Here is an 18,509-nt window from a genome sequence, read left to right on the forward strand (position 1 = left end):
AGAGGCATCCGCACAGGAGCTGGGCAACGCCCCGCCTCTGTGAGCGCCGTCCGGGAGGCTGCCTACCTCCCGGACGGCACGTGCGCGCGCCCCGAAAGGGCAAGCACTGCGGTCGGCTTCAGGTCATCACCGAGGACATGCTGCACACCGCGCCCCCGCCGAATCGCCTTCCAGGAAACTGTCGCTGTCGCGGTAAATGCCGGATTTACCGCGGTGGCCCCCCTACCGTGATCATCACGACCTGCGGCGGGGCATTCCGGCCGCCAGGCGAGGTGTACGCATTTACTGCGGCAGCGCGAGGAGGACGGGGCAGGCGTGACGATCGAACCAGTGACCGAACTCGGGAGCGGGAGCGGCTCATGCGGCGGCCAGTCGTTGGCTGGTCGACTCCAGGTTCGTCGCCTGAGCTCACCGCCGGCACCAGGGACGACTGCAGGCCGTCGCGCCGCAGCCACCCGGCCGGAAATCAGTCGTCGTGCATGCACGTCAGGTTGGGTTCAGTGCTCCACCCGGCCGGTGTCGTACGCCCACATCGCGATCTCGACCCTGTTTCGAGCGCCGATCTTGGTCAGCAGGCTGGCGACGTGGGTCTTGGCGGTCGTCAAGCCGATGAATAGCTCGTCGGCGATCTCGGCGTTCGTGCGGCCACGGGCGACCAGCGTCAGCACCTCCTCCTCGCGTTCGGTGAGCGGCTCGACCGGTTGGGTCCGTCGGCTCGATGGTTCCCTGGCGGCGAGGGTGGCCAGCAGCCGCCGGGTGATGTTCGGCGCGATCAGCGCATCGCCGACGGCGGCGGCATGGACGGCCTGGACGAGCAGCTCCGGCCCGGCGTCCTTGAGCAGAAAGCCTCGGGCGCCGGCCCGGAGCGCGCCGTGGACGTACTCGTCGAGGTCGAATGTCGTGATCACCACTACCGCGATCGGGTCCGGGACGCCCCGCCCTGCGAGGAGCCGGGTCACCTCGATGCCGTCGAGCCCGGGCATCTGGATGTCGACCAGGCACACGTCGGGGCGGAGCCGATGCGCCAGCTCGACGGCGGCGTGGCCGTCGGCGGCCTGGCCGACGACCTCGATGTCGGGCTGCGCGTCAAGGATCATCGACAGGCCGGTGCGCACCAGATCTTGGTCGTCGGCCACCAGCACGCGCACCGTCATCGGCGTACCTTCGTCGGCAGTTCGGCGTCGACCGTCCACCCGCCCTCGGGCGCCGGCCCGGCACGCAGCGTGCCGCCGAGCAGCTGCACACGCTCGGTCATCCCCAGCAGCCCGAAGCCGTGGTTCACCGACCGTGCCGGGTCGATCTGTCCGTCGTCGGTCACGCGTAATCGAAGCCTTCCCGCGCCCTCTACGACCCGGATCATCACACGCGAGGCGTTGCGGGCGTGCCGCAGGGCGTTGGTCAGCGCCTCTTGCGCCAGCCGGTAGACCGCCGCGTCGACCTGGGGCGGAAGTTCATCCAGGTCATCTGGCAACTCCACGTCGACGGTCGGGACCGGGGCGCGTCGGGCGAGGGACATCAGGTCGGCAATGCCGGGCCGGGGGGCGTACTCCGTCGGCGCTCCGTCGCGCAGCACCCGAACCATCGCCCGCATCTCCGCGAGCGTCCGCGACGCTTCCCCTTCGATGACCGCCAGCGTCTCGAGCGCCGCTTCAGGTCGCTGCCCGGCGATCGCCCGGCCCGCCTGCGCCTGCACAGCGATCGCCGAGACGTGGTGGGCGATCATGTCGTGCAGCTCGCGCGCGAGGCCGACCCGCTCCTGGCTGCGGATCTGGTCCACCGCCCGGCGCCGGCTCTCGGCGCGGTAGCGGAACGCCGCTCCGCCCGCCGCCGCCGCCGCCAGCACGGCGAGCCCGCCGAAGAGCTCGGTCGGCCCGGTGTAGTCGGTCACCATGCCGAATACCGCAGCAACCGCCACCACCGCCATCCCGATCACGATCTCGCGTCCTGAGTCCCAGCGGACCAGCGCGTAGACGAACACCAGGATGTAGGTCATCGTGTTCAGGCCCACGCTCTGGGCCCCGCCCAGCAGGTTCGCCAGTCCCAACGCCGTCGCGGTGCCGAAGGCCACCACGACACAGGCCAACGGGTGGGTACGCCGCCACAGCAGCACCGGTGCAATTCCGACCGCCACGATCGTCGCGAACGGCCGCCAGGCGACGTCGTCCCGGAGGACTCCCTCCAGCAGCGCCGTCACCATCAACACCCCGACCAGCACCCAGTCGCGCGACACCCGTTCGGGAGCGTCCGTGGCGCGGGGCTCGGCCCACAGCGAGCTCAGGGCGTTGGTAAGCACCCACCCAGCCTAGGGACCGCGGAGGCGTCGGGGACCGATCGAAAGAACGAGACGCCGCTCCTCCCGACGGCCGAGGCGGGTCCGGCCTCGACGCCGAGGTGTCCGCCGCCGGGCTCAGCGATCGTGGACCTACCGATCCTCACCACAACAACGGAGCCCATGATGAGAACGCGTCAACCCGCCACCACACTGGATGACCAGCGGATCTCGGTGAGGGCCAAGCTCGCCGCAGCGTGGACAAGCTTCATGTTCCTGTACGCCTACGTGGACATTCTCGCCTTCTTCAAGCCCGGTGTCGTCGATGGCATCCTGGTCGGCGACATCTGGGAGTTCGACATCAGCCAGACGTTGTTGACCGTCTTCCTCGCGCTCATCGCGATCCCGATCCTCATGGTCGTGCTGTCGATGACGCTGCCCGCCCGGGCGAACCGCATCACGAACCTCATCGTGGCCTCGGTACAGGTCCCCTACGCGGCATTCAACGCGGTGGGCGAGTCCTGGACGTACTTCTACGGCCTTGGCGTCGCACTGGAAGTGATCATTCTCGCCCTCATCCTGCGGTACGCCTGGACCTGGCCCCGCACCGTCGGCGACCACGGCGACCATGGCCACCAGCCCGGATCGTGAAACCGTTCGCGGTCAGTAGCAAGCGTGAACCCAAGCTCAGTCCCCGTCCTGTTCGGAGCCGTCTGCCTCGGTGCCGCGGTGTGGGCCTGCTGGCGGTGGGACACCGACTACCACTGGGACGTCGCGTAGGGGCCTTCCAAGGCCCCTACCGGCAGGTCACATCATCGGATGCGCACACGGGCCCACCGCATCGTCGACACCGACCCCAAGCGCGGCAACGTCGTCGTCCGCGGCACTGGCACCCGCCACGACGAGCCGACGTATCAGGTCCGCCAGTCCCCACGAACACCCAGGAGGCCCCGGTCATGATCCAGGCACACCAGCTCACCAAGCACTACGGCGACAAGACCGCCGTGCCCCCGGCCGCAGCGCCCGCCCGCACCTGCGTGCGATGGCCGCCACCCGACAACATCAAGACTTCCCGCGTCAGCGGGTCATCGAGATGCCCAGTCTCGCCGGGGCCGCGACCAAGCGCGTCGGCGGGTTCTCCCTCGGCATGAGCCAACGCCTGGGCATCGCCGCCGCACTCCTGGGTGACCCCCGAACGCCGACGATGGTCTCTGCCCAGTCCAGGCTGAGAACACGTCAACGTCCGCTTCTCGGCATGAGAAGACACCAGCGGCGCCGGCTCACGGGCGTCGCCCGAAGGGTGATTGTTTCGAACGAGGATGCTGGGCACGTCCATCGGATCTTGAAAGATGTCCGTGACGGGGCGACAGTGGGTCACTTCGGTGTCACCGTCATCCGTGTGTGCTGACCTGCTCGGGATCGTATTTCCGCACCTGGATGCGGTGTTGGTGGAACGGGTGTGGGTGGAGAGTGGCACGGTGCGTGTTGCCGCCCGTACCCGTGACGGGGTTGGGCTGGCCCGTCCGGACTGCGGGGAGGTCTCCGCGCGGGTGCACAGCCGGTACGGGCGGGTGGTGGCTGATCTTGCAGTCGGCAGCCGGCCGGTGGAGATCGAGCTCACGGTGCGGCGGTTCTTCTGCGACCGGCCGGATTGCGGTCGCCGGACGTTCGCCGAGCAGGTCGAGGACCTGACCGTGCGCACTGGGCGTCGACGAGTTCGCGCTCAGGCGCGGCCACCGGTATGCGACGCTCCTTCTCGGCCTGGAGGCCCGGCGTCCGGTGGACGGCATCGACCGGGCGGTGGAGGCGTTCCTGGGGATGATGGACGGGCGCAATACGGGGAAGATGCTGGTACGGCTGCGAGCTGGGGGCGGCCACCGTACGAGCCCGGCGTCGCCGCCAAACGCCCGTACACACATGACGTTTTCTCGCTGCTTCAGGGGACTTGCCGTCGTGGTCCCCGCACATGCGGGGCTGATCCCCCGGCCAGCCCGCCGAGGACACCGCGCAGTCCGTGGTCCCCGCACACGCGGGGGCCCGGCCCGCAGATTGAGCTGGGGGTAGCTCTCCTTCGGGGCCTCCTCAACGGGCAGAGTGATTCGATGGGTTCCAACGTTTCCTCCGGGGCGGCGATAGAGGAATGTGCTCCGTTCCGAGAGCCAGGCGATCAGGGTGTCGGGTCTGCCGTCCGTGGCGGGCCGCTTCTTCCCGTAGTGCCTTGCCGAGACCGTGGTCGCGGTGCTCCGGGCAGACATGGTGCGCCGTCCACTCGGTGCACTCGCCCATGAAGAATTCCTCCCCTTGGGGCCAGCGGAGAGCGATGCCGGGGGCTCCGCTTCCGGCGCGGGCTCGGATATCGGGGTGCGGACGGAGTCGGCCTGCCGCGCCACCAGTGACGACGCGTCGTGAAGGGATGATGGTCAAGGGGCTCTTCTCTCTACGGCCGGAAGTGCCGACAACCAGTACCGCCAGGAGAAGAGCCCCACCGTGGAACGCTATGTCCGTGGCCCGGCTTTTCCCAAGGGGGTTGCGTCACCGTCGGCCGGTCGGAAAACATGTGCGGACCGTCGGCGTGAGCAGACCGGCGGAGGTATTTTTCTGATCGACCCAGGGGAAACGTGCGCAAGAAGATCATTCTGCTGGCCACTGCCGCCTTCGCAGCCTCTAGCCTCATCACCGCTCCTGCCGCCTCCGCCACGCCGCGGGGCTGCGGCGATATGGCCAACGGCCAGCTCTGTATCAAGCAGCCCGCCGGTAACCACTACGGCGGGTACTACACGACCGACTATTTCAAGCACAGCGGCAAGGCCGCCAAGGTCAAACTCGGCTATCGGGCCAGGACTCCGAACGGCAAGGACAACGGGATCGTCTGGGACTCGAAGTGGCTTAACGTGAAGGCCGGCAAACCCGTCCAGAAGAAGCGGTACCTCACCATGGACCGCGGATGGTGTATCCGCGGCTACATGAAGTCCGGTGGCAAGACCTACCAGACCAAGTACCTCTGCTGGAAGCCGTAGTAAGCCGGGGTAAGCCGTAGTAAGCTGGCGTGTTCCGTAGTAAGCCGGGGTCGAAAGCGGCGAGGACCCTTTACGTGTCCGCGGCGTTCACCGGTGTCGGCCTGCTTGTGGACAGCAGTCTCCGTACGGTGGGCGCCTCCGGGGAGTCCAGTGCTTCGTACGTCTCCAGGGCTTTCTGCCAGCAGACGCGGCCGCGGTCGGCGTGCCCGGTCCGCCGGAGGGCGTGTCCGAGGACGGTGAGAGCGTTGGCGCGGGCCCACTGGCCACTGGGGCCGTGCAGGATGGCGAGGGCCTCTTCGGCCAGCCCCGCGGCCTGCGCCGGCCGGCCCGCGGCGAGTTGGGATTCCGCCATCCGCCAGTACGCCATCGCCTCCCACAGGCACTGCCTGTTGTCCTGGTAGATGGGTACGGCTTGTTCGAGTTGCCGCAAGGCGTCCTCCGGGCGCCCGGCCTGCGTCAGGGCCACGCCGAGTACGTAGTAGCCGGTGGCCAGCCGTATCGTCGCGCCGATTTCCTGGTACAGGGCCAGGCACTGCTCGGCCAGGTGGACCCCTTCGGCGATGCGGCCGGTGTCCTGGTAGGTACGAGCGAGGTTGGCCAGCACGCTGGCCACACTGTTCTGGTTTCCGTAGCTGCGATAGGCGGCGAGCGCCTGCGTCAGAAGTGCCTCCGCGTCTTCGTGGCGGCCCTGCTGGCTCGCGATGATGCCGCTTTCGTTGAGGGCGTGGGAGGAGAGGACGGGATCGGCGCAGTGGCGCCGGAGCGCCATGGCTGCCTGCGCCTCCCAGTCCGCCTCGGTGAGACGGCCGGCCATGATGTGGACGTGGATCATGAGCAGGCGCAGCCGCCCCTCGGCATGGGGGTCCTGTGCTTCCAGCGCGGCCGTCAGCAGGCGAACGACCGTCTGCTCGTACTGCCGGGCGCCGGTACCCGCATCGGCCAGGTCCTTGATCACCAGCACGAGGTCCGCCGCGCGGCGCAGCGTGGGTCCGCCGGTCGAGCCGCGGGCGCACGCCAGCAGGTTCCCGGCCTCCGCGTACAGCCACTCCAGCGCGCTTTCCCGGTCATCGAAGGCCAGGCCCGGACAGCGGGTGGGCTCAAGGTGGTCCAGCAGGGGGTCTCCGGGCCGGTTCATGGTGTACGCGCGGGCGGCCGTGGCCAGGTAGTGGTCCAGCAACCGTGACCGTGCCGCCTCGCACTGCTCCGGGGCTTCGTCACGTTCGGCACAGGCACGGGCGTAGAGGCGTACGAGGTCGTGGTAGCGGTAGCGGTCCGGCGCGGGGGATTCCAGCAGCGAGGTGTCCACCAGAAACTCCAGCGTCTTTCTGGCCTCTTCGGTGTCCAGGCCGAGTACGGCCGCGGCGGCGCCCAGGGAGATGTCCGGCCCGCACGGCAGAGCCACCAGCCGGAAAGCGCGTGCCTGGCGGGCAGCGAGCTGCCCGTATCCCAGCTCGAAGGTGGCCTCGATCCCGAGATCCCCGGCTTGGAGTTCCTGCAGCCGACGACGTTCGTCAGCCAGTTTGCGTACGAGGTCGGCGGCGGTCCAGGCGCGGCGTGCCACCAGGCGGGCGGCGGCGATCCGGATGGCCAGCGGCAGACCGCCGCACACCGCGACCACCGCCTGGGCGTCCTCCCCTCCTTCACCGGTGATGCGGGCGAACAGGGCAAGCGCCTCCCGTGGCCGCATGACGTCCAGGGCCACCACATGTGTGCCCGCCAGGTGGGCCAGCCGGTTGCGGCCGGTGACCAGGGCGGCACAGCCGTCCGTGCCCGGCAGCAGGGGGCGGACCTGGGCGGCGTCACGGGCGTTGTCCAGCAGGACCAGGACGCGGCGGCCGTCGAGTACGGACCGGTAGAGCGCGGCGCGCTCGCTCACCCCCTCGGGGATGGCACAGTCCGATACCCCCAGAGCCCGCAGGAAGGCCCCCAGTACGGTCTCCGGCTCGACCGGACGCGGTCCGCAGCCCTGAAGATCGACGTACAGCTGCCCGCCCGGGAAGAACGGCCGGACGGCGTGCGCGACATGCACCGCCAAGGCGGTCTTGCCGACGCCGCCGGTCCCTCCGACCATGCACAGGGGCACCCCGCTCCCCTTGCGCGCACCGAGGTGCGCGATCAGTTCCTCGACCAGCGCGGACCGTCCGGTGAAATCCCGGATGTCGAGGGGGAGCTGAGCCGGTCGGCCCCGGGCCGCGCCCGCACCCGCCCCCGCCCGCGCGCCCGCGCCCACTCCCGCGCCCGCGTAGCTCGGGCGCCCCCCTACGGGGGAGGGCAGTTCGAGGGCGGGCAGGCGGGGGACGGCCCGCAGGGTACGTCGATGCGGTTCGGAGAGCCCTGCCGAGGGGGCCACGCCCCGAGCCCCGGCTGTCAGCGCCGTCATTTCCGCCACCACCTCCGCTTGTTGCCCCGCCTCCAGCTCCAGGGCGAGACAGGTTTCCACCAGGCTGAGGCGGCGTTCTGCCAGGCGGGTGCGCCAGGTCGCACCGTACGGGCCCGGCACACCGGTCAGTGGCTCATCGGTCCACAGTTCCAGGGCCCGGACCAGCAGTTCGCGGGCGCGGGCCGGGTCACCTGAACGACGCGCCTGCTCGGCCTCGGCCGCGAGCCGTTCGGCGCGTGCCAGGTCGAGCGCGCCCTCACCGACGCGTAACGCATAGCCATCGGCCCCGCTTACCAGTATGCCGGCGTCCGGCCCCAAGACTCTGCGGAGCCGACACGCGTACTCGTGCAGGTCGGCCATCGCGGTGGGCAGCGGGTTCTCCCCCCACAGGGCACGGATCAACTCCACTGTCGAGATGCCACGCCCGTCCTGCATCAACAGAACGGCGAGCAGAGCCCGCTGTTGCGGCGAACCGGCATCGAGCTGTCGTGGCCCGCGCCAGACCCCGACCGGTCCCAGCACCGTGAACCGCAACTTCCGCCCGTCCCCCGCAGCGCCGGCCATGGACGTCTCACATCCCGCACTTGGTGTTCCGGCCTGCCAGTCTTCCACGCATGCACCCGGAAGGCCACGCAAGGACAGCCAATGCAAGCGGAGCGTGATGAACGGTCCGAGGCATTCGGGCAGGAATGCCGCCGTGCCGTGGTGGGCCGTGAAAGCAGACGTTCGCGTTGCTGTCCGGCCCTATTCGCAGGCGGCGAGGCCGAGTTGCACACGGCTGCTCCCGTTTCCGCACGGCCGGTGCTCTCCTGCGGAGAATCTCGCCTGTGTGAGTAGTGGGGATTTCCAATTTTCAACCACACCCGCGGCGAGCACAGTCCAGTGCCCCCCTTGTTGCTGCCGTGTGGCGGACAGTCTCCTGTACGAGGTGGTGCCTGCGCCGCCGGAGAGGGAGCCGGGCATTCGCGATGTGCGGCGTGACAGCCGCGCACCGAGCGCCGGTTGATTCGAACCGCAGTCGGTATGTGTTCCGGTCGACTTGGCGCCGGAGGCGTCGCATACCGCTCGCCGGTCCGTCCGCCCAGGTGAGCGGCCGTCTTGGGCCAAAGGTTTGTCATGCTCAGAGTTGCGTCCCGGGCTGTCTTCCCGGCGTCACGCGGGAATATCCGCCCGTCGATTCCGCCGGGTCTGTAGACCGGGCGAGCCGGATTGGAGCGCCCAGGTGGCGCCCTCCGCGTGAGCCGGCGCGACTGCGACGCGCCGGCTGCCTCCGGCGGCCATGCTGAGCCAGGGAGACAACTGCGGGACGTAAGTGATTTATGGCTCGAAAGCAATTCATCGTCTTACATACTGGGATTTGCCGCCCCGAGGGTCCTGACGCTCCCCCCGCCCCGTCGCTAGCGTGCGCCGCACAGCCCAGCCCGATGATGGGGAGAGTCGTATGTCGACAGAGACAGGTCACACGGGTTCTGAGGGCACGTCGGAGCAGGTCGCGGCACAGACCGCGCTGAGCACAGCGGCAGCCAGGAATCTGGCGACGACCACGAAGACGCCCCCGCAGATGCAGGGCATCACCTCGCGATGGCTGCTGCGTGTCCTTCCCTGGGCGCAGGTCTCGGGAGGCACCTACCGGGTGAACCGGAGGCTCAGTTACACCGTCGGCCACGGGCGGGTGAGCTTCGTCCAGACCGGCGCGGAAGCACGGCTGGTGCCGCCGAGCCTGGGCGAACTGCCCGTGCTGCGCGGCCTGGACGACCAGGAGCTGCTCGCCGAGCTGGCCGGCCGGTTCACCCAGCGGGACGTCGAGCAGGGAGAGGTGGTCGTCGAACGGGGAGCCGCCGTCGACCAGGTCTTCGTCGTCGCGCACGGCAAGCTCAACCGGATCGGCGAAGGGCCCTTCGGGGACGCCGAGCTGGTACTCGGCGTGCTGGCGGACGGCGACCACTTCGGTGACGAGGCGCTCACCGAGACGGAGAGCACCTGGCCGTACGCGGTGAAGGCGGCCACGGCCGCCACCCTGCTGGCACTGCCCCGGCAGGCGTTCGTCAGCCTGCGCGAGCGCTCCACGGCGCTCCAGGAGCAGGTCGAGCGGTACCTCGCCGACGCCGCGCAGCCGCAGAACAGGAAGGGCGAGGCGGACATCGATCTGGTGGCGGGCCATGTGGGCGAGCCCGCGCTGCCCGGCACCTACGTGGAGTACGAGCTTCGGCCGCGCGAGTACGAGCTGAGCGTCGCGCAGACCGTACTGAAGATCCACACCCGGGTCGCCGACCTCTACAACCAGCCCATGAACCAGACCGAGCAGCAGCTGCGGCTGACCATCGAGGCGCTGCGCGAGCGCCAGGAGCACGAACTCGTCAACAACCGCGAATTCGGGCTGCTGCACAACGCCGACTACGACCAGCGCATCAGCACCCTCACCGGGCCGCCCACGCCGGACGACCTGGACGAGCTGCTCTCCCGGCGCCGCCGGACCAAGGTGCTGCTGGCCCACCCGCGTGCCATCTCCGCCTTCTTCCGGGAGTGCAACCGGCGCGGTGTCTATCCGTCCAACGCCGAGCTGAACGGCCGCTCCGTGGCCGCCTGGCGCGGGGTGCCGCTGCTGCCGTGCAACAAGATCCCGGTCAGCGACGCCGGAACCAGCTCCGTCTTCGCGATGCGTACCGGCGAGGAGGACCAGGGTGTCGTCGGGCTGCACCAGACCGGCATCCCCGACGAGTACGAGCCCGGCCTGTCCGTGCGGTTCATGGGGATCGACGACAAGGCCGTCATCAGGTACCTGGTCAGCGCGTACTACTCGGCTGCCGTGCTGGTGCCCGACGCGCTGGGTGTGCTGGAGAACGTCGAGGTCGCGCGCCACGACTGACCGGTGAGCGGCGAGCGGTCGCCGCTGCGTCGAAGAGCCCACCGCGAGGTACGGAGACAGCGATGGACGATCAAACGGACGCCGGCCCCGGGCCGAAGCCTCCGGAGTTCTACCTGCCGGGCCCGGCGCGGCTCAACCCGCATGTGGAGGAGGCGCGCAGCCACTGCCGGGCCTGGGCCGCGCGCATGGGAATCCTGCGGTCCGACGCGCGCGGCGACGGCGCGGCGGGGGCGGGGCCCGGGGCGCCGGACGGGGCCCCGCCCGAACAGCCTGCGACCGAGGGTGCCGAGGGCGCTGCGGGGCCACCCGCAGACGAGAGCACTGCGGGGCGATCCGCTGACGAGGGCGTGCAGGGCTGGGACGAGGATGCCTTCGCGGCGGCGGACTACGGTCTGCTGGCCGCGCTGGGCCACCCGGACGCCCCGGCCGAACAGCTCGGCCTGCTCGCGGACTGGTACGCCTGGCGGTACTACTTCGCGGACCGCTTCACGGCCGACCATCTGCTCGGGCGGAACACGGAGGCCGCGGCCGTATACGCCGCCCGGCTCCGTGAGCTCGTCACCGAAGCGGCCGGAAGCGGTCACGGGGGTGGCGAGGGCGACGGCGAGGAAGACGGAGACGGCGAAGGAGACGGGGCGCGGGCCGCCGGGGCCGAACCGTCCGAGAGCGACCCGGTGGAGCGCGCCCTGGCCGATCTCTGGGCGCGTACGTCGCGCGACCACGGGACCGAGTGGCGCGAGCGGTTCGCCGAGGCGGTCCTCGGTCTCGTCGACGGCGCCCGCTGGGAGCTGGCCAACCTCGACGCCGGACGGGTGCCCAACCCCCTCGACTACGTCGCGGGCCGGCGCGGCGCGGGCGGCGGACCGTGGTCGGCCCACCTGGTCGAGCACGTCACGGCGTTCGAGCTGCCCCGCAGGGTTCTGCGCACCCGGCCGACGAGGGTGCTGGGGGACGGTTTCGCCGACGCGGCAGGGTTACGTGCCGACATCGTCTCCTACCTCGGCGGGCAGTGGGCCGCGGAGGCGCCGAGCAACGGTGTCCAGGTGGTACAGCACTTCTTGGAGTGCGAGCCACAGCAGGCCGTCGAGGCGGCCAACCGACAACTCACCTCCCGCTTACGACAGTTCGAGCGCACAGAGGTGACGGAACTGCCGTTCCTGTTCGGTGAGCACGGGCTGCTCGTCACAGAGCGCGCCACCGTCCTCCACTACGTGTCCGGGCTGCGCGACTGGCAGGCGGGCTTCCACGAGTGGCTGACACGGACGGCGGATGCCCCGCGTACGGCGCCGGGCGGGCGCGCGGGCGAAGGGTGGCCGCCGCCACCGGGCGGCGCGCGGGGATTCGGCGCCGCCGCCGGGCGGCTGTCCTCGGTACGTGCCGCGGAGCCGGGACCACGGAGCCGGGCAACCGATGACACCGAGGCGGTCCCGCAGCTTCCGGTCTACCGCGTGCCGTTCCGGACAACGGTCAATCCGTACGTGGACGCCGTGCGTGCCCACTCCGCTCAGTGGGCACGCGAGATGGGAATGGTGCGCGACCCCGAAGGCTCCGGTGCCGGGCTGCCGCGTCCGTACGCGACTTTCGACGAGGCGTACCTGGCGGCGGCCGACGTTCCCCTTGTATCCGCGCTGTCGTTCCCCACGGCCTCGCAGGCGCGCCTGGAGCTCGCTGTCGACTGTTCGGTGTGGGGAACGCACGTGGGCGACTACCTCGACAGGTTCAAGCGGGCAAAGGACCTGGCCGGAGCGAGGATCCTGACCGAACGGCTGAAAGGTTTCACCCCGGATACGCCGGCCGCGATCCCCCTCCCGGTCAATCCGGCCGAGCGCGGGCTGGCGGACCTCTGGCGGCGTCTGCTGCCGACCGTGTCCGCACAGCAGCGTCAGCGCTGGCGCGACGACTTCGCCGCGTTCGGTGACGCTCTGCTGTGGCAGGTCGGCAATGCCGTCATGGAACGGCTGCCCGACCCGGTCGACTACCTCGAAATGCGCCGCGCGTCCTTCGGCGGGCTGCTGAACGTCGACAAGGTCGAGTACTGCCTGGAGCTGGAGATCCCGGACGACCTCTGGAACGCCGCCCCCGTCGCCACCCTCCGGGACATCACCAATGACGTCCTCGTCGTGAACAACGACGCGGCCTCGTACGCCAAGGAGATGGCGGCGGAGGGCGCCGTCAACAACATCGTCTCGATCATCCGGGACTTCCTGGGCGGCGGCGACCCGGTCGCGGCCGCCCGGGTCGCCGCCGACCTGCTGGACGCCCGGGTCGGCGAGTTCCGGAGGGTCTCCGACGCACCGCTCACGGCACTCCTGGACCAGCGCCGCTCACCGGATCCGGAAAGGCAGGCCCTCCAGTCCTTCGTGACCGGTCTGAAGTCCCTGATGGCGGGCGTACACCAGTGGGTCGACGACTCCGGCCGCTACGGGAATCCGTCGTCGTCGGGCCGGGGAGCCCGTCCACAGACCGGGGCCGGCCTCCGTCCGGCCGGACACTCCGTTCCCCGGTGAGGAGCGGGCCGAGCATGCCAGGAGGAACCGTGTCCACTCAGCTGACCGCCGAAGAGATCACCGGGTCCGGTGAGGTATTCGACTATTACGCGAAGAAAATGGCCGACGTCATGCGCAAGTACGGCCCGGGACCGCGGGTACATTTCCACCTCGGGCTCTTCCCGGCCGACGCCGTACCCAATACGTCGGTGCCGAGGGAAACGCTGCGCCAACGGCTCGTCGAGGCGCAGGAGAACATGCTCGACTTCGCCGCCGACGTGTGGGGAGTGGCCGCGTCCCCGCCGCGGCGCATTCTCGACGTGGGCTGCGGCCTGGGCGGTGGATCGATCTACTGGGCCCAGCGCTTCGGGTCCGCCGTGACCGCGGTGACGAACATGCCGGGGGATGTGCCGCTGGTCAAGGAACTCGTCGCCAGGGCCGAGATGTCGCATCTGGTGGAACCGCTGCTCATGGACGCCCACGACATGGACCTCCCGATGCGGCACAACGCGGCCGTCGCGTTCGAGAGCGTCTGCCACATGGACCGGCGGCGGGTGTTCCCCGCCGTGGCGCGGGCGCTGGAGCGCGGCGGCTGGTTCGCGCTGGAGGATCATTTCCTGCTCCGCGGCGAATGGGCCGGCACGATCGACGGCTACTACCGGACGAATCTCGGAAGCGTACAGGAATACCAGGACATCGCCGCCTCCTGCGGATTCGTCCTCGAACACAACACGGATATCACCGACCAGGTCGTGGAATTCTGGGTGCAGAGCATGGCGTGGACCGCATCCGAACTCGACCACGCGTATGCGACGCAGCAGTGGTCACTGCCGGAGCGACGGCTGACGGACTCCGCTGTCGCGCACGGCAGGTTTTTCCGCGCCTGGCGTGACAGGGCGGTCGAAACACGACTGCTGCTCTTCCGTCTCCGCGGCTGACCTCCCCTCCCTCCGCACCGGTCCGCCCCGCGATCAACCGAACGACAGAGGACGCGATGAGCCCAGCAGATGCCCCCGTGGACCGCCCGCCGATGGTCGACGACCCGCACTTTCCCGCCGACCCCTATCCGACGTACGCCTGGCTGCGCACACACCGTCCCACCCACCGCATCCCGCTGTCACGCGGCGGACACGGCTGGCTGCTGACCCGGTACGCCGATGTGCTGGCGGCGATGTCCGACGAGCGCCTCAGCAAGAACAACCACTACATCAGCCACGGAGTCAGCGACCCGTACGCGGAGTCCCGGCTCAGTGCCAACCTGCTCTCCCTGGACCCGCCCGACCACACCCGGCTGCGCCGCCTGGTGTCCCGGGCCTTCACCCCCCGGCGCATGGAGCGCATCCGGCTGCGGGTGCACGACATCGCCCGGGAGCTGATCGGGACGCTGCCCTGCGCCGAGCCCGTCGACCTGATCTCCTCCTACGCCCTGCCGCTGCCCTTCCGCGTCATCTGCGAACTGCTGGGTGTGCACGGGCTGATCGACCGGGACGAGTTCCACGCGTGCGTCCTGAGGGTCTTCGCGCCGCCCGCGGGCACCCCGGCCGGCCACCTCACCGGGCATGTCACCCGGCTGGAGCAGTACTTCGCGCACCTGATCGACGCCAAGCGCCACCGGCCGGGAGACGATCTGCTCAGTGCGCTGATCTCGGCCCACGACGCCGAGGACGGCTCCCTGACCGAGGACGAACTGCTCTCCATGACCATGCTGATGCTGGTCGCCGGCTACGCCAACACCGTCAACCTGATCGGCAACAGCGTTCACACCCTGCTCACCGCTCGGCACGCCACGGCCGAACTGCGGGCCGACGCCGCACTGATCCCCGGGGCGGTCGAGGAGATGCTGCGCTACGAGTCGCCCATCGAGCGCGTACCGACCCTCGTGACGCGCGAACCCGTCGTCTACAGCGGGGTACGGATCGACCCGGGCGAAGTGATCTACGCGTGTGTGGCCAGCGCCAACCGCGATCCGGAGCGGTTCGCCGACCCGGACCGCTTCGACCCGCACCGCCGCGACATCGGTCACCACCTCGGCTTCGGCCAGGGCATCCACTACTGCCTGGGCGCGTCACTCGCCCGTATCGAGGGCGAGGTCGCGCTGGCCGAACTGCTGGACGCCTTCGACGACATGACGCAGGCGGTGCCGGAGGCGGAGCTGAACTGGCGCTCCACCTTCCTCTTCCGCAGCCTGGCCGAACTGCCCGTCGCGCTCACACCGAGCCGGACACCGGCGGGGGCCGGGCCCGGCGCGCACACCGGTCCATGAGACCGCGGCCCGGGAGGGGGTCCGGGCCCGGGAGCCGCCGCCGCGCAGGCCGTCCGGTGGCCTGCCGCCGGCCGTCCGGTGGCTTCCGCAGACTGCCCGATGGCTTCCGCAGGCCGTGCAGTGGCTTTCCCTGACATCGACGCTGGGGGACGTTCATGCAGACCAGAGCAGCGAATCAGGACCAGGACACGCCCCGGGCGGCCGAAGTGCTGGCCCGTACCCGCGCGCAGGTGGATCCCGTGCTACGCGCCGCAGTCGGCACCCTGCCGACGCGGATGCGGCACATCGCGGGCTACCACCTGGGCTGGTGGGATGTCCACGGCACCCCCTGTCACGGCGGGAGCGGCAAGGCACTCCGCCCGGCTCTGGTGCTGGCGGCGGCCCGGGCCACGGGCGCGGACGGCCGGGCCGGACGGAACAGAACCGGATCGAACGGGACGGGACCGAACGGGGCCGGACCGACCGAGGCCGGGCTGAGCGGGACCGAACCGCACGGGGCCGGGCTGAGCGCGGCGGCGGCCGTGGAACTCGTACACAACTTCACGCTGCTGCACGACGACGTGATGGACGGCGACCAGCTGCGCCGTCACCGGCCCACCGCCTGGTCCGCCTTCGGCACCCCGGACGCGATCCTGGCCGGGGACGCCCTCCAGGCGCTGGCCCTGCGGCTGCTGGCCCGCGATGCCGGCCGGGAGGCGCAGGCCGCGGGGGCGCGGCTGGCCTGGTGTGTGATCGAGCTGTGCGAAGGGCAGCACGCGGACTGCTCCTTCGAAGAGCGCGCCGATGTCGGCATGGCGGAATGCCTGGCCATGGCGGAGGCCAAGACCGGTTCTCTGCTGGGCTGTGCCTGTGCGCTCGGCGCCCTGTCCGCGGGGGCCGACGAAGAGGTCGTCGACGCCATGGACGCCTTCGGACGCTGCCTGGGGATCGCGTTCCAGCTCATCGACGACCTCCTGGGCATCTGGGGTGATCCCCGGGTCACCGGCAAGCCCGCCGGTTCGGACCTGACCGCCCTGAAGAAGTCCCTGCCCGTGGTGGCGGCCCTGGCCTCCGGCACCGAGGCGGGCCGCGAGCTGGCCGACGTCTACGCTTCCGGCACTCCGCTTTCCGACGTCCAGCTCCCGCACGTGGCAGACCTCGTGGAGCGGGCGGGAGGCCGCGCATGGGCTCAGGGGCGCGCGGACGAGTTCACTCGCCGGGCGCGGGACGGCCTGGCGGAGGCGGTCCCCGATCCGGACGCCGCCGGGGAACTCCTGAGCCTCGCCCGGCTCATCACCCGAAGGGACCGCTGATGACCACCACGCCGCGTTCCCCCGCGTACCCGTCCTCTCCGCTCCCCTCCGCTTCACCCCCGTCCCCCGCGCCCTCGTCCTCTGCGCTCTCCTCCGCCTCACCGGCCCGCTGGCCCCTGCTGGATCGGATCGAAGGCCCCGCCGACCTGCGTGCCCTCCCCCACCACGGGCTCGGGCAGCTCGCCGCGGAGATACGGGACTTCCTGGTGACCAAAGTCTGCGCCACCGGCGGGCATCTGGGCGTGAACCTGGGCGTGGTGGAACTCACCCTCGCCCTGCACCGGGTCTTCGACTCGCCCCGCGACGTACTCCTCTTCGACACCGGCCACCAGACGTACGTACACAAACTCCTCACCGGACGGCAGACCGGTTTCGACCGGCTCCGCCGCGCCGGCGGCCTGTCCGGCTATCCCGCCCGGACCGAATCGGCACACGACTGGATCGAGAGCTCGCACGCCTCGACCGCTCTGTCCTACGCCGACGGCCTGGCCAAGGCCCTCGGCCTGCGCGGCGAGACCGGCCGCCGGGTGGTGGCGGTCATCGGCGACGGGGCGCTGACCGGCGGCCTGGCCTGGGAGGGCCTGAACAACCTGGCCGCCTCCGCACACGCCGGGCCGGTCATCATCGTCCTCAACGACAACGGCCGTTCCTACGCGCCCACCGTCGGCGGCCTCGCCCGCCATCTGGACCGCCTGCGCGGGCACGGCCCGGACGCAGGTGTCGCGGACCCTGCCCCCACCGCCGGGACCCTCTTCGAGCACCTGGGCCTCACCTACCTCGGGCCGGTCGACGGCCACGACACCCGTGCCGTGGAAGCTGCCCTGCGCCACGCCCGTTCGCTCAACGGTCCGGTGCTGGTGCACTGCGTCACGGCCAAGGGCAAGGGGTACGCCCCCGCCGAAGCCGACGAGGCCGACCGGATGCACGGCATCGGCATCCTGGACCCCGTCACCGGGCGGCCGCCCGCCGCCGCCCGGGGCAAGGAGTCGTGGACCTCGGTGTTCGCCGCGGAGATCACCGCGCTCGCCGCCCGGCATCCCGACCTGGTCGCCGTCACGGCGGCGATGCTCCGGCCCGTCGGCCTGCACCGGCTCGCCGAAGCGTTCCCCGGCCGGGTCTTCGACTGCGGCATCGCCGAACAGCACGCGCTGTGCTCGGCGGCCGGCCTGGCGATGGCCGGGCTGCACCCGGTCGTATGCCTGTACGCGACCTTCCTGAACCGGGCCTTCGACCAACTGCTCATGGACGTGGCCCTGCACCGCCTCCCGGTCACCCTTGTCCTGGACCGGGCAGGCGTCACCGGCCCGGACGGCGCCAGCCACCACGGCATGTGGGACACCGCGCTGCTCTCCGCGGTACCCGGCATCCGGCTCGCCGCGCCCCGCGACCCCGCCACCCTGCGCGAACTGCTGCGCGAGGCCGTCGAGTACGCCGACGGACCCACGGCGCTGCGCTTCCCGAAAGCCACCGCCGGACCCGGCATCCGTGCCCTCGGCGCCATGGACGGCATCGACGTACTGCGCCGCAGCCCCCACCGCCCCTTGGACGTCCTGCTGGTCAGCGCCGGAGTCATGGCCACTCCGTGTCTGGAGGCCGCCGCCGCACTGGAGCGGGACGGCCACGGGGTCACCGTCGTCGACCCCCGCTGGACCCACCCCGTCCCCGACGCCCTGCCCGGCCTGGTGGCCCGGCATCGGCTGGCCGTCACCGTGGAGGACGCCCTCGCCGACGGCGGCATCGGCAGCGCCCTGCGCACCGCCTGCGCGGAACGGCACATCACGACACCCGTACGTGCACTGGGCCTGCCCCTGACCTTCATCACCCACGGCGAACGCCCCGAACTCCTGGCCCGCGCGGGACTGGACGCGCAGGGCATCACCCGCACCGTCACCCAGTCCCTCACCCCCCGCTCCACCCCCTGATTCCAGGAGCGCCC

At 70.7% G+C, this 18,509-nt stretch carries 11 protein-coding genes and 2 pseudogenes; 10 read left to right on the forward strand and 3 right to left on the reverse strand.

Annotated elements, in window-relative coordinates; all coding sequences use genetic code 11:
* Positions 1 to 497: 497 nt before the first annotated feature.
* Both A6A06_RS32370 and A6A06_RS32375 read right to left on the reverse strand, forming a co-directional pair.
* Positions 498 to 1,154, reverse strand: a complete 657-nt coding sequence (locus A6A06_RS32370; protein WP_073766272.1) for a response regulator — start codon at positions 1,152 to 1,154, stop codon at positions 498 to 500.
* Complete coding sequence (locus A6A06_RS32375; RefSeq protein WP_073766274.1) at positions 1,151 to 2,293, reverse strand: sensor histidine kinase; 1,143 nt, start codon at positions 2,291 to 2,293, stop codon at positions 1,151 to 1,153. Before A6A06_RS32375 ends, A6A06_RS32370 begins: the two co-directional genes overlap by 4 nt.
* Positions 2,294 to 2,455: 162 nt before the next feature.
* Here A6A06_RS32375 and A6A06_RS32380 point away from each other — a divergent pair, with 162 nt between their 5' ends.
* The 4 genes and pseudogenes from A6A06_RS32380 (at position 2,456) to A6A06_RS32395 (ending at position 5,286) form a co-directional block, all read left to right on the forward strand.
* The gene (locus tag A6A06_RS32380) at positions 2,456 to 2,920 is read left to right on the forward strand and encodes a DUF6326 family protein (protein ID WP_073767124.1); all 465 of its coding nucleotides are present in this window, start codon (positions 2,456 to 2,458) and stop codon (positions 2,918 to 2,920) included.
* A 358-nt stretch (positions 2,921 to 3,278) separates the two neighbouring features.
* Positions 3,279 to 3,467 (forward strand): annotated as a pseudogene (locus A6A06_RS43240) (ABC transporter ATP-binding protein); the annotation flags it as partial.
* Positions 3,468 to 3,666: 199 nt separating this feature from the next.
* A pseudogene (locus A6A06_RS44050) lies at positions 3,667 to 3,987 on the forward strand (transposase family protein); the annotation flags it as partial.
* 900 nt (positions 3,988 to 4,887) lie between these two features.
* Complete coding sequence (locus A6A06_RS32395) at positions 4,888 to 5,286, forward strand: hypothetical protein (RefSeq protein WP_073766278.1); 399 nt, start codon at positions 4,888 to 4,890, stop codon at positions 5,284 to 5,286.
* Between the two features lie 70 nt (positions 5,287 to 5,356).
* Here A6A06_RS32395 and A6A06_RS32400 read toward each other — a convergent pair whose 3' ends face one another.
* Complete coding sequence (locus A6A06_RS32400; protein WP_073766280.1) at positions 5,357 to 8,230, reverse strand: AfsR/SARP family transcriptional regulator; 2,874 nt, start codon at positions 8,228 to 8,230, stop codon at positions 5,357 to 5,359.
* Positions 8,231 to 9,107: 877 nt separating this feature from the next.
* Here A6A06_RS32400 and A6A06_RS32405 point away from each other — a divergent pair.
* From A6A06_RS32405 to A6A06_RS32430, 6 genes are all read left to right on the forward strand, one after another.
* The gene (locus A6A06_RS32405) at positions 9,108 to 10,532 is read left to right on the forward strand and encodes a family 2B encapsulin nanocompartment shell protein (RefSeq protein ID WP_073766282.1); all 1,425 of its coding nucleotides are present in this window, start codon (positions 9,108 to 9,110) and stop codon (positions 10,530 to 10,532) included.
* Between the two features lie 62 nt (positions 10,533 to 10,594).
* Positions 10,595 to 13,039, forward strand: coding sequence for a terpene synthase family protein (locus A6A06_RS32410; protein WP_073766284.1), 2,445 nt, complete (start codon positions 10,595 to 10,597; stop codon positions 13,037 to 13,039).
* 29 nt (positions 13,040 to 13,068) lie between these two features.
* Positions 13,069 to 13,956 carry an SAM-dependent methyltransferase gene (locus tag A6A06_RS32415; protein WP_242441066.1) on the forward strand — a complete coding sequence of 296 codons (888 nt, stop codon included), beginning with the start codon at positions 13,069 to 13,071 and terminating at the stop codon, positions 13,954 to 13,956.
* A 56-nt stretch (positions 13,957 to 14,012) separates the two neighbouring features.
* On the forward strand, positions 14,013 to 15,281 hold the full coding sequence (locus A6A06_RS32420; RefSeq protein WP_073766286.1) for a cytochrome P450 family protein: 1,269 nt from the start codon (positions 14,013 to 14,015) through the stop codon (positions 15,279 to 15,281).
* A 155-nt stretch (positions 15,282 to 15,436) separates the two neighbouring features.
* The gene (locus tag A6A06_RS32425; protein WP_073766288.1) at positions 15,437 to 16,573 is read left to right on the forward strand and encodes a family 2 encapsulin nanocompartment cargo protein polyprenyl transferase; all 1,137 of its coding nucleotides are present in this window, start codon (positions 15,437 to 15,439) and stop codon (positions 16,571 to 16,573) included.
* Entirely contained in the window at positions 16,573 to 18,495 is a 1,923-nt protein-coding gene (locus A6A06_RS32430) for a 1-deoxy-D-xylulose-5-phosphate synthase (protein ID WP_079194506.1), read from the forward strand. Before A6A06_RS32425 ends, A6A06_RS32430 begins: the two co-directional genes overlap by 1 nt.
* The last annotated feature ends 14 nt before the right edge of the window (positions 18,496 to 18,509 follow it).

This window comes from Streptomyces sp. CB02923, assembly GCF_001905005.1.
In the GTDB taxonomy this organism is placed as follows: domain Bacteria; phylum Actinomycetota; class Actinomycetes; order Streptomycetales; family Streptomycetaceae; genus Streptomyces.